A 14498-nucleotide genomic window follows, 5' to 3' on the forward strand; every position below is an offset into this window, starting at 1 on the left:
GTCAACACAGCATGGCATTTTTCATGCGCCTGCGTTGTTCACCAGACCTTGTCCCGCTACATTGCACTGCTTCACCACATTCTCCCTTTATTCACATAGAAGACATACTGCCTGCTATGGAAAACCTGACACAAATCGCTCACAACGTTTTCTTCACCTTGAAGGATAAGTCGCCCGAAGCCCAACAGAAGTTGGTCGAAGCTTGCCAAAAGTATCTCTCGGGCCATCCTGGCTGCATCTTTTTTGCCGCTGGCGTACTGACCGAAGAATTGGATCGTCCGGTGAACGATCGCAATTTTCAAGTTGCCCTCCATGTCGTTTTTGATTCACTGGAATCGCAAAACGCCTACCAAGTTGCCGAGCGGCACTTGCAATTCATCGAAGAAAACAAAGAGGGCTGGGAATCGGTTCGCGTCTTCGATTCCACCGTCGGCAGCTAACCGTGAGTCAAAGCGTGACGGATCTCGAAAAACTGCGAGCCCGTAAAGGTGCCGTTCGGCGAAGCGAAGTTCCGGCGAACGTTGTCGCAGGGCTTAATCGAGGTGAATTGGAATCGGTCAACCTTGTCGAATTCCTGGTTATCGACCACGTCAAGTTGTTCAAAGCCGTTCGCCCTGGCTTGTCCCTGGATGACGCTGTCGCCAAAAAGCTTAGCCGTATCATCAAAGACCTAGCCACTGCAGGAGTGATGCAACGGCTGACGGCAACCGGGGCAGCGTTTCATGAAGCCCTTGTCGGTAGCGACGCGCGGGAAGTCGTTTATCAGCAATTAACCGAACACCCCAGCGACGTCCTACGAAGCTGGGCCGCGTATATGGATGCAGCGGACGAGACGCTGACGTTTGCCAAACGCTTAAAACAAGCTCGTAAATTCGCACTCGATTCGAACATGGGCGTGCGGGAAATTGCCTGGATGTCGGTTCGCCTGCCAGCGGCGGAATCGATCGTCTCCGATATCGAACGTCTCTACCCGCTGGCCAATCATAAGAACCATTTAGCTCGGCGATTTGCGATTGAAGTTTCGCGTCCGTGTGGGGTCTGGTGCAAACACATTACCGAGTTGAAACAACGGCCTGAGATTGCCGAAGATCTACTCACACTGTGCCGGGAAGACGATACCAAGTACGTGCAAGATTCCGTCGCCAACTGGCTGAACGACGCCAGTAAAACGAGGCCTGACTTTGTCCAGGAATTGTGTGAACGCTGGCTGGCGGAAAGCGAGTCACCACATACCCGGCGCATCACGCATCGGGCCCTGAGGACGCTTCGCAAGAAGGCTTAACGCATAAAAAAGCCTCCGTACGTTTTCGCACGGAGGCTTTCTCGATGATTCGTTCTTGACCGCAAGACCTTAGAAGGTCACATCGATGCCGGGGATGCCCTTCTTCAGCTTCTCGACACCGTCGTCGTAGATCTGGGTGAAGTTCAGTGTTAGCTTCTTCAAGTTAGTCAGTGTCAGTAGAACCGGAATCGATTCGTCTGAAATCGAGCTATTCTCTTTCAATGACAAACTGGTCAACGATGTCATTCCTTTCAGGTGCTTCACGCCTTCGTCGCTCAAGTTGCAATTCTGCAGGTCAAGCTTCTTCAGGTTCTTAAGCTTGCTGATCGGCTCTAGGCCAGCGTCGGTGATAAATGTGTTCCACAAGTTCAACGACTCCAGCGTATTGAAGTCACTGACAATTGCCACCCCTTCATCACTGAAGCCCGTTTCGCTGACATCAAGATCTTTCAACTTCTTCATGCCGCTCAGCTGGTCCATGGTCATACCGCGAACCGGAGATTGACGCAGCTTCAGATCGACCATTTCGGTCATGTCCTTCAGGTACTGCATCCCGGCGTCGGTCACCTTGGTCCGGAACAGGTGGAGCTTCTTCATCTTGGTACAACCAGCCAAGTAGGAAAGCCCCTTATCGGAACAAGCGACTTCGTTCAGTTCCAACGTTTCCAGGTTCTTCAGGTCCTTGAGATGCTCGATCCCAGCGTCGGTGATTCGCTTGTCTCGCAAGTTCAGGAATTTCAACTTGGTCAGACCAGATAGATTCTCTAAACCTTCGTCTCCAATAAAGGAACCTTCGGTACGCAGCACTTCGAGGTTCTTCATGTCCTTGACGAACTTCATCCCTTCGTCATTCACGTTGCAATAACGGAAGTCGAGGTAACGCACCTTGGGGAACTTCGAGATAATCTCGATTCCCTTATCGGAAATGTTGGTGCGGCGCAGTCCGAACACAGAGAGATCCTTCGAGTTCGTCAGATTGGCAAGTCCTTCGTCCGTGATCACGCAATTTTCGAACGTGACATCACGCAATTGAGTCAGGTCTTTCATATAGGTGGTTACCGTATCGGTAATGTCCGCCCCATAGAACTTTACCATTTGCAAATGGGCGAGCTTTGAGATGGGCTCGAAGACGGTGTCGTCTTGCCCTTCTTCAAAACGCACACTTGCGAAATCGGCTCGTATGACGTTCCCGTCACTATCTTTGGTAAGGTTGCCCCCCAGCTTTTCCAGCGCCGCGACCGCTTCTGGATCGTCGGCTGGCAAGCTTGGAGCGGCAGGTTTGGCTTTCCCACTATCGTCTTTTCCCGTGGGTGTATTGCTCGGGCAACCGACACAAAGAGGCATAGCGAACAGTATCAGACCGAGAATCCAGACGCGGTTCATGGATGGAGCTTCCTTTAAAGGGGATAATGCTGACGCTAATCAATAGCAGGCAAACCCCTTAGGCTACCGGACGAGCCTCAAATTGGCAACCAACACCAAAAAAGGCCCCCAGGTGATAAACCCAGGGGCCCTTTCGATTCTCAATTTATCTTTAATCTTTTGCTTACTTGTGCTCGTCGTGGCACGCTTTGCAGTTGGCAGCCTTCTTCAGCTTTTCGGCAGCGCCTTCCTTCTTTTCGACGGTTTCTTTGGCGGCGACCAGCAAGGCGGAAGTCTTTTTCTTCCAGCTTTCTTCGCTACCCTTGTGCGGCTCGTTCTTGCCGAGCGCTTCGACCATTTCTAAGAAGAGCTTCGATTGTTCTTCGTCGGCTTCTCCCTTGACTACTTTACCGAGAAGGGCATCTTTGCCCTTGAAAGCTTTTTTCATGATCTCTTCGGTGCTGTACTTCGCGTCCTTTTCTTTGTCGGCCATGACGACACCGCATAGCATGACAACAGAAAGGAGCCCGGTCGCAACGAGCAAAGACTTCTTCATAACCAATTTCTCTCCAACAAATAGAAGCAGGAAAACAGGCATTCAGCGGAACCGTCAGATTCCGCGCATTGGCTCTTATCGTAGTCGTCTGCGTACCAGATTTCTCTCCCCCATCCATGAAATTCTGCCAGCAAACAACTGAGACAAACTCTCAACAGAAACCTCGATCGGTTTCCCTGATAAACATGGCATAAGCTTTAAGCAAAAGCTGGAATAAAATGCCTGAGAGAACCCCATGAGCCTTTACGAATATTGGTGCGAACAATACGACCCGCAGCCGGTAGGCAGTGTGGATGTCAACACCGAGCACATCGCACAAACCAATCCCACGGTTGTTCTGTTCAAGCTGTTGGCGGCCCTGCTCATCACCGCAGGCATGTTTATGCTGTCCTACTATTTCTTACCCTTGCAGGGCTGGCAATCCGTTGCCGTATCATCTGGGATTGTCCTGCTGTATATCGGTCTTGCCTTCTTTTTTGTTCCCAGTCCCAACGTCGACAACCTCGGCTGGATGGGCGGCATGCTAGACGATCCGTTCCATTACTCCGACGATTGGAATCGCTCGCTCTTATTCTGGCGCGGAACTTTAGGGCCTGGCCGTTTTGTGGCGGGCACCATTTTGGATGTCGCCGTGTTGCTTGGAATTGCTAAGAGCGATCCCACGCCCTGTTCTTACGAGTACTTCGAGCAGCAATACCAAGAAGCAGGCCAGGCGTCGATCGACAACGCAACGGTTTCCGAACTGTCATCTCGTGAAGCTGCTGGAAGTGAAGCGCATCATTCCTGTGAAGAAGAATATCAAGACAAGTACGGCCTCTCATCGACTCGTTTTCTGATCAACGACGACGAGTGAGCTTCTTCGCCTTGCTCTCTCAACTTCACCCGTAGCGGACATTACAGCTTTGGGATGCGCACCGGCGGTGGCTGCGGCATATTCGGAACAGGGGCCACTGGGGCTGGTCGCGGGCGATTGATTCGGCGGGTGTCGACGAACATTGGCTCAAGCTTCACGCCAAAGCCTCGGCGAAGCTCCCAACTGGCGCGGGTTGCCCAAGGAGTTCCCGCATGTTCATCAATCACCCCCTTCAAGACTTCCTGAGATAGCGCGATATCCGCCTCGGTTTGCTCAGGGGCGGCCAGTTCGCGAGTCGTCGCCAGTCGCCAGCCGCAGAATTCCATATAGGCCGGTTGCGGTGGTAGCGAAGGTGGGTTCTCCATGAACTTCGTCAGATAGGCCCCATATTCAAACGCCCTGGCCCGATAGGCAAGAAGCTGCCCGTACAGCAAATCGTAGTTGGCCATCCATCGCACGGAAGTCGAGTCGTCTCGCAATTTGCGATTCTGTTCCGCCACTTCAATCGCCCGATCCAAATAGCTGATATAGGTGATCATCTTCGCTTGTTGCTTGCGAACATCCCGGATAAAACGCTGAGGGTCGGCGCTGAATGTTTGCTGAATCTCGATGACATCCGCAACGTTTTGCTGATAAGGATTCAAATCGTAGATAATCTTCGTTACCAACGTCTTGAGCGGGTCCTTCTTCAGATCGTTGACCTGCTCGACCCGTGCCCTTAAATCTGGGCGGTAACGATTCATCAGTTGGGGTTCGTATCGGCGATCGATCGACTGATTGATGTTCGATTCTTCGCCAGGCAGCATGAAAAAGATACCACCGGTTTCTTTGACCAAACGGACTTGTTCGTACGGCCCAAAGCCACTGGCCATTGCATCGGTTCGCTTGCCGAAACCATCGGTTTGCAACTGTTCGATCAACGCCGCTTCCGGTCCGCGATCGACCGGCAGTAAGTGCGTGCTACCGGTTTCTGGATGAACCCAGCGTACATGGGCATACGGATAACCAAAAACGGCTTCTCGTCCTAAAACATAAACGCGAGCCTGACTCGCCTGGGCGACCGAGATTGCTTTTTCTAAACGGCCTTCGTTGTCTTGCGTGTTACCACTTTCATCGGTCACCACAATCAATGCAATCTTGCGATCGGCGGTCTTGGCGTATCGACGATGGAGTTTAAGAGCCTCGGCCACGGCAGAGCAGAACATCTCTTCTCCGGATGGGTCGACGGGGACATCGGCAATGGCCTGATCGATCGCTTCGGCGTTGCTGGTGGGCGCACGGGTATGAAGTTCAAACCCTTGCCCAAAACTGGCCACCGCTGTCGTTAACGCGTCGCCTTGCGAATGTTCGCTTAGTCCCACTTCGCCATAGATGCGATGAATCCGACGACGGATTTGGTCCTGATCGTCCTTCATGCTTTCCGACTGATCGAATAGCCAGATGACAAGGACTTTGTTTTTCGAGAGCATCCAAATCAGTTCTTGCGAAATCTGATCCATAGCCTCTTGGTAGTCTCCTACCACTGCTTGCACCGATCCCACGGTTCCGACCGGTATCTCTTCTAATAGCGAATCGGTGTTCTTGGTGAGTAGTGAATTAACTTCCAGCGTCACTTCAGGACCGTCTAAATATTCCGACGGAGGCATTTCCAACGATGGGGCACTCACCGAGGAGTCGACCAATCCTTCCATCCCTTGTTCCGAGATACTGAGGTTGGCGATCGTCATTTCTGTGGCGATCTTTTCTGACTCATCTAGCTCGAATTCTAAGGGGCGTTCCAACTCTTCATTTTCTGGCTCAACCACCACCAATTCGACTTGGTCGCTCGGCAACTCCAAAATGGTAAACAACGCCAACGCTAGCATTAGCGCGAAGTGAAACGCGAACGAAACCAGAAACGACGCCGAACGGGTGATATTTTCCCAGGAGAAAAATCGCCGCCGCCCCTTTTGCTCTGCGCGTACCGCCAGCAGGGCTTCAGCTTGGTTGGCCTGCTGGGAGCGAGCCCCTTCTTCTGGCAAAACAGATCGCTGCATGCGTACCGGTCATGTTTGTAAGAGTTTCGAGCGTAAGAACAAGGACGACCTTTGGGATTGGCGCATCATCGCACGTTCTTCCAATCGTCTGTTGAACCTCATTCCTTAATCGTAGAAGACGTCTGTAATTATCGCCACGGAAAAGCAGCTTCACCGGAATTTACGTTGAAATTCCCCACGATTGGTCTGGAGCCAAGTGGGCGGATTTGATACAGCACTGCTAACTTGCGCAATTATTCCGTGAAATCTCGCTCCAGCCGAGGCTTGCCGTGTCTGTTTTTCGTAATCTTTTGATCGTGGGACTCCTGGTCTGCGTGGCTTATAACGGCTACGTCATTTACCGCAATCAAATGGTCACCGCGCCACCGAGCGACGCTCCTGAAGTTTCGGAGGCCCCCCTGTTCAACGCGGCGGCGTTTACGGAATTGGCGGAAAATCGGAGCCAAGCCAAGGTCGCGTTACCACCCACCGTAGTAACCCCGGAAACCACCCCCGAGAGAACGGTTACGGTCTCCAATCCAGTTCTGGAAACACCTGCTCCTGTAGAGGCGGCAGTTCCCCCTGCTCCAGTTGAAGCACCCCCGCTCGAAACAGCTCCGGCCAGCACCGCCCTTGCTGAAATGCCACTGGAACCGAAGAAAACTAGCCGCTTCTCGGAAGCAGCTACCACGGACAAGCCCACCTCCCTGCCAACCACGATCGATGCGGCAACACCTGCCCCCGACATCACGCCCAAGGTTCCTGCGTTTGATGACTTCATCGCCAAAGTCGCCGAACTTGAAGCTGCCTTTCAGTGGAAAGAAGCTCTGCAGGAAATCGATAAGGTGAGCAGCAGTTGGAACTACACCGAGGAGCAATTACAACAGATCCACGAGAAGGGCGACTTCCTCGCCAAAGCGGTGATCTACGCTCCGAACAAACATCTGGCCGAACCGCCGGTAACCTTTCTTCCCGGCATGACCTTAGAACAAGTTGCCGAAACGCATCGTCTTCCGGTTCGTTTCCTTCGTTTGATTAACGGTTGGACGGCTACAGAAGGCCCAACGCCTGGCGATTCCATCAAAGTGCTGCAAGGCCCCGTTTTTATGGCGGTCGATTTGAACGGCAAGGAAATCCGCCTGCGAGTGGGCGACCTGTACGCCGGACGCATGTCGATCGGGCAGTTCGAGGTAACCGAGTCAGGCACCAACGTCATCACAAAAACGGCCGATGACAATACGTTGCAAATGGGCCCCGTTGCCTTGGTAAAAGACGCAGAAGGCCTGATTCCGGCACCCAATTCTATTTTAGTCGCCGAAAACCATTGGCCCCTGCTGCTAGCGCTGACAGACGTTAGCTTGAATTTGAATTGGTTCCCGGTGAAAACACCTCTTCCTCCTGAACTTCCCCCAGCAGAAGTCATCGCTCAAACAGAAATGCCGGTGGAAGAGGAACGCCTAGAGTTTGCCTCGACAGAATCTTTAGTGCCGAAAATCTCGGTTCATCCAATCAACGCTTTGAAACTTCAGGTCTACACCCCCAGCGAGAAAGCGATCCAAGGGATACCGGTTAATTACGGAATTGAGGTAACCAACCTCAGCGATAAAGTAACCGACCTGGTCCAGATCGTGGTGAATATGTCCGAAGGGATCGAACCGCTTAAAGTGGCTGGACACCCCGGTAAAATTGGTCTTGGTCAAGCGATGTTCGATCCACTTACGATCGAGCCCGGCCAGAGCGTTCGCTTAACAGTGACGATCGATACACGCCAAGTTGGCAGCTTCATTGTTCGCCCTGAAATTCATTGTGCCCAACCGGTGACGAAGTATGCTACCGAGATTCAACTGCGTGTGGCGAACGCAGAATCGATCACCGCGCAGGCCGAACCGCAGCTTTCCGCACAATCGCAAGCGGCAGAAAAAGTAGCCGAAGCACCACAGAATCCAGCCCAAGAGGTCCGCTAGTTTGTGTGACTGATTTCCCCCGAGTTCGCTCAGCTTACCACAGGCTGATTACAAACATGTTGGTATAACCGTTTGAGTTTCTGGATATGCTCTATACATAACGGTTTGAGGAGATAGTCCTGCACAAACGAATAGCTCAGGGCGTTTTGGCGATCTCGTTGCTGTTCTGAACTGGTCAGCATCGCCACAATCGGCACTTCGCCAACCGCTTGCTTGGAGTATTCCTCCAAAAACTGATGCCCGTTCATTCTCGGCATGTTGATATCAAGCAAAATGAGATCAGGCTTAGGATCATCGCTCTGCAAGATCTCTAGGGCCTGAACTCCATCGTAGGCTTCCAGAATCTGGAATGGCTCGCCACTTCTCTTAAACACCATCTTGCACAGAAATTGAAATCCTTCATCGTCGTCGACCACCAAAATCTTGCGCATGTTATGCCCCCATCGTCGGAAAGGAAAATTTAAAAGTAGATCCCTTCTCATTAGGAATGTACTCGACTGCCCCAGCGAGTGATGTCGCATTTTGCTTGACCAGATAAAGCCCTAACCCGCTACCAAACGATACACGGGGATGGAACCGCTGAAACATCGAGAAGACACGCTCGCGATAGTTTTCATCAATTCCCAGGCCATTATCAGCAACCGTGATATGACAATCACGGGCTTCCACTTTGGCTGAAATAATAACTTTGGAAATGCCCATATCCGGATCACGATACTTCACAGCATTCGACAATAGATTTTCGATTGTCTGTTTGACATAGACGCGTTTCGTCCGTAGCTCTAGTTCCTGTGGGCAATCGATTTGCAGATCGACCTTATCAAAGTCTGGCAGATGACGAAGCGATTCGACCGATTCGTTAACGACGTCGGTTAGCTTGAAAGTTTCTGGGGAAACATCGGTCAAGCGTTGGCGGATGAGCCCCACGATATCCTCTGTCGTCGCAGACAATCGTACGAGTGATTTGCGAATGTGTTCGATCGCGGCCTGGGACGTCTCCCAGTCCTTCTCGGCTAGGGCATCACCAGCAAGAGCCACAATCCCTAGGCACGAAACCACCGGCGCGCGGAGATCATGTGAAATCCGATAGGAGAATTCGGTCAACTCTGCGTTTGTTCGCTCGAGCGATTCAAGCGAACTAGAAACTAACTTGACGACTGGGCGAAACACAAACCACGCAACGGCCCCAATCGCGAGAAACGAAACCGCAAGCAGCACGATTTCGAGCGAAATCAACCACCCCATTTTTCGCGAATCATACTCAGCTTCGTAGGCAGCGACGACCGCATCGAGCTTTCCCAGCAAGACACCCTTAGTAGCCATACTTTCGACAAGAGCGATATCGTCAGTGGTCCCCTTCTGTTCGACTACTTGCTGGGCAGCGGCAAGGTATTGAGGTACCAACTGATCGAGGCCGACTGGCCCTTGAAATAACTCTTGTCGAATGCTTGAGCTTTTACTATCTGCAGAAAGTTCAGCATGTGCTTTCGCCATGGCATGCAAACATGCTTCTAACGAATCGATCGTTGCAAGTTGAGCCGCATTCTGCTTTTCATCTACGAGTACCGAAAGAAGGGCAATGCGTTGAGAAAGCATGCGCTGACGACCACTGATGTTTATTAAGCGGGCATCGCGTTCGACCTTGCGAAGCTGAGTGAAAACCGCTGCGACAGAAATAGCGCTGGTGATACCAATGACGGCCATGGCGATGACAAATCGTCTCGCCAAGATCCGCTTCATCGCAATCGAATCGCGTTTCATGCCCCTACTCCTTGGCGGTTATCCGTGAAGCTCCGACTCTCGCCCGCCAAAGGTCACACTCTTTAGCTGGATAAAATTACCCGCACAAACCGTTGAAGGGGCGATACCGACGAACACTTCAATTCGCCGATAAACCAACGACTCGCTAAGGCTCTGGATTTTGCTTCTGGCAACTTAGTGACGTCTGTGGCACCGAATCAAAACCGTGGCCTTTTTTTCAGCACCCACAATCTTGGAACTTCTCGCTAAGCAACACCAACATCAGCACGACATCGATTCATCGCAGCCAGGAAGTGATTTTCCGAAAAGACCGCAACAAATCGACACGCCAATAAAAACTAGATCACGCATTGGAATAGCCAACTTAAAAATGCTGCGACTGGCGACATACCGAGCCTTTCCAGTAGAACTTTTCAGGCAATTCGCTCTGGCAGAAATAGCGTCTCTTCAGGAGCAATCCGCACGACTATCAGAAGCAGAGAAACCCGAGGCAAAAACGATTCGAGGTGGCTACTGCGTTACCAACGGACGCCATGACTGGTTGCTTAGCATCGAATACCTCCTCGATAGCTTTTCGCCACAACAGCCATATAAGCCAGTCAATACATAGTTTTTCTACCGATCATCGGCGAAGCCTAGAAAGGCAAAGCCATGCCAAGGTCTGGCTTGTTGGCGGCGAGTTCCAAGAACTTTGTTCCCAACGCCACGTCCTGTAGCGCCAGCCCAACGGTCTTGAATAGGACGATGCTGTCCTGATTGTTCCGGCCAATCGCCTTGCCGGCGATGACATCTGCCAGGGAAACGGCCGTCGTCCAATCGAAATAGCCTTCTTCAGCAGCGATGACAAAATCACCTGCTTCACCACGGCAAGCTTCAATTGAATCACAAACCCAATTATCCGCCCGACGAACGGTTACGACATCGACTTCTCGCTTGAAGGTCCAATTCGCCCCCACCGCGCAAACTAACGCTCCTTCCGCCAATAAGTTTCCATCGAAAACCGGATGCTTACTGGTCGTCGCTGTGACTATCAGGGGAAGATCTTCCACCGCCTCGCGCGGGTCGTGAACTGGGACAATCTCGATCTGCAGTTTCTCCGACATCCGCTCGGCGAACGCCTGGCGTTTCTCTTCGTCGCGTGAGTAAACAAACGCTTGAGTCAGGGGAAACTCGGTGGCCATGGCGGTTAGCTGTCCTTCTGCCTGCCAGCCGGTACCAAAGAGACCAAGCTGGGTTATCGGCTTTTTGGCCAGATAGCGTGCTCCCACCGCCGAGGCGGCGGCCGTGCGTAGCTGGCCAAGTTGATCTGCTTCGATCAGGGCAAGCATTTGTCCTGATTCGATGTCGTAGATCCCGACATGAAATTTTGCCCCGGTGCGTGTCGTGGAATACATCTTCCAGCCGGCGGTCCCCAGGTATTCAGCCGCCGCATGCATGCCATGCAAGACAAACCCAGGAGTCCGGGCACGATGGCGGGGCACGTTCTCGGCCCCACCAATGCCCAGTTGGCGAAAACATTCGTCGACGACTTCGATTGTTGTGGCCATGTCCAACAACATGGCCACTTCCTGCTCGCGATAAAAACGGCACGTCATGTCGTCACCTCTTTCGCTCTTGGGTTAGTCGTCGAGACGCCCCAGCTTCTTGAAGTCGTCTTTCAACGCTCGGTATAGATCTTGATACACAGGGAAAGCCTTATCGTAATACTTTTTCGCGGCACGATCTGGTTTCGTTTCGCTCACCTCGCGAATTGTCGCCGCGCAGGCTTCCTGGATATTTTTATAAGCTCCTGCCCCGGTTGCTGCCAGCAAGGCCACCCCATAAGCCGGTCCTTGCTCGGCATTCAAAGTAACCACTTTCTTACCGAAGACGTCGGCCTGCATTTGCCGCCAGAGTGGGCTCTTAGCACCGCCGCCACCAGCACGTACTTGGCGGACCGGAATGTTCATTTCATTCAGCACCTCCAGGCTTTCTCGCAACGAGTAGGTAACCCCTTCCATGATCGCTCGGGTCAGATGGGCTCGCTCGTGCTTGAGTGTAATGCCAATAAAGCAACCTCTTGCGTCGGGGTCGGCGTGAGGCGTCCGTTCACCAGCGAGATAGGGCAGCACCATCAAACCTTCACTACCACATGGTACCGACTCGGCTTCTTTCATTAAAAGTGAGTACGGATCTCCCTTGCCGCGTGTGCTACGCATTTCGCTGCACAGCTTTTGGACAAACCATTCCAGGGTGCCTGCCGCACATAGGGTAACTCCCATCATATGCCACTTTCCTCGTACGGCATGACAGAAAGTATGCAAGCGACCTTCTGGATCTGCGGCCATTTCGTCGCTGTGAACGAACATTACACCCGAAGTACCGAGCGAACTGGCTAAGATCCCTTTCTTAACCACACCGTTGCCCAACGCATTGGCCGCACAATCCCCTGCCCCCCCCACAACCACGCAATCGGTTGTGAGGCCTAACTGCTTAGCGGCTTGCTTGGTCAACGTACCGGTGACATCTTCCGATTCGTAAACCGTTCCGAGCAAACTCGGATCGAGTTCTAACTTGGAAAGCAATTGCGTCGACCAATTTCTTTTGGCGACGTCTAACAGCAACATACCACTGGCATCGCTGACTTCGGTCGCGTATTCTCCGGTCAAGCGACGTCGGATGTCATCTTTTGGAAGCAGCACTTTGGCTAAGCGGTCGAAGTTCTTGGGTTCGTTATTACGCAGCCAAAGAATCTTGGGAGCCGTGAACCCAGTTAAGGCAGGGTTGGCGACCATTTTGATGAGATTCTTACGACCACCAGCCCGGGTTTCAATCTCTTCGCATTCCGCAGCGGTACGCTGATCGTTCCACAAGAGAGCCGGACGAATGACTTGGTCATCCTTGTCTAAAAAGACCGAACCATGCATCTGCCCTGATAAACCGATCGCCTTGACATCCTCTGGCTTCGCCTTGGCGGCCTTCACAACTCCGCGGACGGTTTTCACCGTGGCTTTCCACCAATGTTCTGGATCTTGTTCGCTCCAAAGCGGTTTGGGATGCAGCGCTGGGTAAGTCGCAGAAGACTCCGCCAAAATCGTGCCATCTTCGGCCATGGCAATGGTTTTGGTTCCAGACGTACCGATATCGATTCCCAAATAGATATTCACAGGGGCAGATCCTCAAAATGGGGCGAAGGAGAAGATGTAGAGGGTTTCACTGACGGGCGAAAACGCCTATTCTGCCCTAATTAAACCACAGAACCAAGCATCCTGGCCCTGGCGAGTGCTGGCATTGTTAACTTCTTATGACGATTGTGACCGGGAGCTTAGTGCTAGCAGCTGAAATAATAGGTCAAGCAATCGTGTAGATTCGTATTCCCCCCAGTCGATGAAAGAGGTACTCTCTGGGCCCTGAATAGTCTCCATGAAAAGCCGTTGATGGTTTCCTTGGATCTATTCAGAATTGAAGTCGAACTATCGCTGCCCAAGCGGAGATAACTTTTCCCAAGGGAAGTTTCCGACAGCAAACTTCATGCATCATTCACCCATACGCGTTGTTCTCGATTTGGAAAAGTCACGGAACCGTTGTTCCGGACTAGGCCAATTTGCCTACCATTTGGGGCATGCGCTGACGTCAGAAATGGCCGCTCGTGAGCTAGAGCCGGTACCGCTTGTTGCTGCGTCACAAGGGCATGAATTCAAAACATGCGATGTTCTTCTAGCCAAAGCTTGGCGGAAAGAGATATTCCAACGCTGGTATCGTTGGTCACAAGCAATCACAGCACCAGATATTGCCCTCTGGCATGCCACCCATCAGCAGGCTCGATATCTCCCCCTCAATCCTAAAACCAAAGTCGTTCTGACGATCCATGATCTGAACTACTTACGCGAGAAGAATGGTAAAAAGATCGTTCGAGAGCACCGCCGAATCGAGCGTCTAATTCGCCGTGCCGATGCAGTTACCGTTATCTCACGGTTTGTCGCCGAGGAAGTTCAACAACACTTCGACCTTGGCAAAAGACCGCTGCATGTGATTTATAATGGACGGCCAGATACTTCTCAGATTCCCGCAGAACGTCCTCGTTGGCTCAATGAAAACTCTCCCTTTCTCTTTTCGATTGGGATCATCGACCGAAAGAAAAATTTCCACGTTCTCTTAGAGCTACTACGCCAACTACCTGGCCGCAATTTAGTTGTCGCCGGACAGAACGATTCGGATTACGCAACCGAGATCTTACGCATGGCTGCCCAAATGGGGATCGCCGATCGCGTGATCTTGCCAGGTCCAGTTAGCGATCAACAGCGACAATGGATGTACGAGAACTGCGAATCGTTTGTCTTTCCTTCGTTAACCGAGGGATTTGGACTTCCCCCCATTGAAGCCATGACCGTTGGCAAGCCCGTGTTCTTGGCCCGCCGTACAAGCCTGCCCGAGGTTGGGGGCAAGAAGGCATTCTACTGGGACGATTTCTCCTCAGAGCACATGGTCGAAGTCTACCAGCAAGGGATGGCAACCTTCCAACAAACACCGCATTACGCCGACCAACTGAAACAGTCTGCGGCTAGATTCTGCTGGCAAAAATCGGCTCGACAATATGTCGACCTCTACCAACAAGTGCTTAATATCGCAGCGTCTCAAGTCGAAAAGCCAAAACTGGCTGCTGCGTAGCCAGATCCCCCCTCTGATAAGGTAGCCACAAGGGAGAGAGATTGCGCATTAACTCCCT

General features: G+C 52.1%; 12 protein-coding genes. 5 read left to right on the forward strand and 7 right to left on the reverse strand.

Translation table 11 applies throughout. From position 1 onward, the window contains the following. Window positions 1-116 precede the first annotated feature (116 nt). Entirely contained in the window at window positions 117-440 is a 324-nt protein-coding gene (locus tag DTL42_RS06210; protein ID WP_114367778.1) for a Dabb family protein, read from the forward strand. A gap of 14 nt (window positions 441-454) precedes the next feature. Next, a complete protein-coding gene (locus DTL42_RS06215) occupies window positions 455-1282 on the forward strand; it encodes a DNA alkylation repair protein (protein WP_147274175.1) in 828 nt (275 codons plus the stop codon). A 69-nt stretch (window positions 1283-1351) separates the two neighbouring features. On the opposite strand, the gene DTL42_RS06220 is transcribed toward DTL42_RS06215, so the two are convergent. Together DTL42_RS06220 and DTL42_RS06225 are read right to left on the reverse strand one after the other, a co-directional pair. Further along, on the reverse strand, window positions 1352-2665 hold the full coding sequence (locus DTL42_RS06220; RefSeq protein WP_114367780.1) for a leucine-rich repeat domain-containing protein: 1314 nt from the start codon (window positions 2663-2665) through the stop codon (window positions 1352-1354). Between the two features lie 163 nt (window positions 2666-2828). Continuing rightward, window positions 2829-3200 (reverse strand): hypothetical protein, encoded by a 372-nt coding sequence (locus DTL42_RS06225; RefSeq protein WP_147274176.1) that lies wholly within the window; start codon window positions 3198-3200, stop codon window positions 2829-2831. A gap of 235 nt (window positions 3201-3435) precedes the next feature. On the opposite strand from DTL42_RS06225, the gene DTL42_RS06230 reads away from it, so the two are divergent. Continuing rightward, entirely contained in the window at window positions 3436-4053 is a 618-nt protein-coding gene (locus tag DTL42_RS06230; protein WP_114367782.1) for a hypothetical protein, read from the forward strand. Window positions 4054-4094: 41 nt separating this feature from the next. Here DTL42_RS06230 and DTL42_RS06235 read toward each other — a convergent pair whose 3' ends face one another. Beyond that, complete coding sequence (locus DTL42_RS06235; protein WP_114367783.1) at window positions 4095-6089, reverse strand: vWA domain-containing protein; 1995 nt, start codon at window positions 6087-6089, stop codon at window positions 4095-4097. Between the two features lie 269 nt (window positions 6090-6358). Between DTL42_RS06235 and DTL42_RS06240 the strand changes: the two genes are divergently transcribed. Beyond that, entirely contained in the window at window positions 6359-8032 is a 1674-nt protein-coding gene (locus DTL42_RS06240) for a hypothetical protein (RefSeq protein WP_114367784.1), read from the forward strand. A gap of 29 nt (window positions 8033-8061) precedes the next feature. Here DTL42_RS06240 and DTL42_RS06245 read toward each other — a convergent pair whose 3' ends face one another. From DTL42_RS06245 to xylB, 4 genes are all read right to left on the reverse strand, one after another. After that, window positions 8062-8463: a response regulator gene (locus DTL42_RS06245; protein ID WP_158545255.1), complete on the reverse strand. Its 402-nt coding sequence runs from the start codon at window positions 8461-8463 to the stop codon at window positions 8062-8064. A gap of 1 nt (window position 8464) precedes the next feature. Beyond that, entirely contained in the window at window positions 8465-9793 is a 1329-nt protein-coding gene (locus DTL42_RS06250) for a sensor histidine kinase (RefSeq protein WP_114367786.1), read from the reverse strand. A 635-nt stretch (window positions 9794-10428) separates the two neighbouring features. Continuing rightward, a complete protein-coding gene (locus DTL42_RS06260; RefSeq protein ID WP_114367788.1) occupies window positions 10429-11388 on the reverse strand; it encodes an ornithine cyclodeaminase family protein in 960 nt (319 codons plus the stop codon). A gap of 24 nt (window positions 11389-11412) precedes the next feature. Continuing rightward, window positions 11413-12939 carry a xylulokinase gene (xylB, locus tag DTL42_RS06265; RefSeq protein ID WP_114367789.1) on the reverse strand — a complete coding sequence of 509 codons (1527 nt, stop codon included), beginning with the start codon at window positions 12937-12939 and terminating at the stop codon, window positions 11413-11415. Between the two features lie 364 nt (window positions 12940-13303). On the opposite strand from xylB, the gene DTL42_RS06270 reads away from it, so the two are divergent. Further along, the gene (locus DTL42_RS06270; RefSeq protein ID WP_114367790.1) at window positions 13304-14440 is read left to right on the forward strand and encodes a glycosyltransferase family 4 protein; all 1137 of its coding nucleotides are present in this window, start codon (window positions 13304-13306) and stop codon (window positions 14438-14440) included. Window positions 14441-14498: the final 58 nt, after the last annotated feature.

It is taken from the genome of Bremerella cremea, assembly GCF_003335505.1.
In the GTDB taxonomy this organism is placed as follows: Bacteria; Planctomycetota; Planctomycetia; order Pirellulales; family Pirellulaceae; genus Bremerella; species Bremerella cremea_A.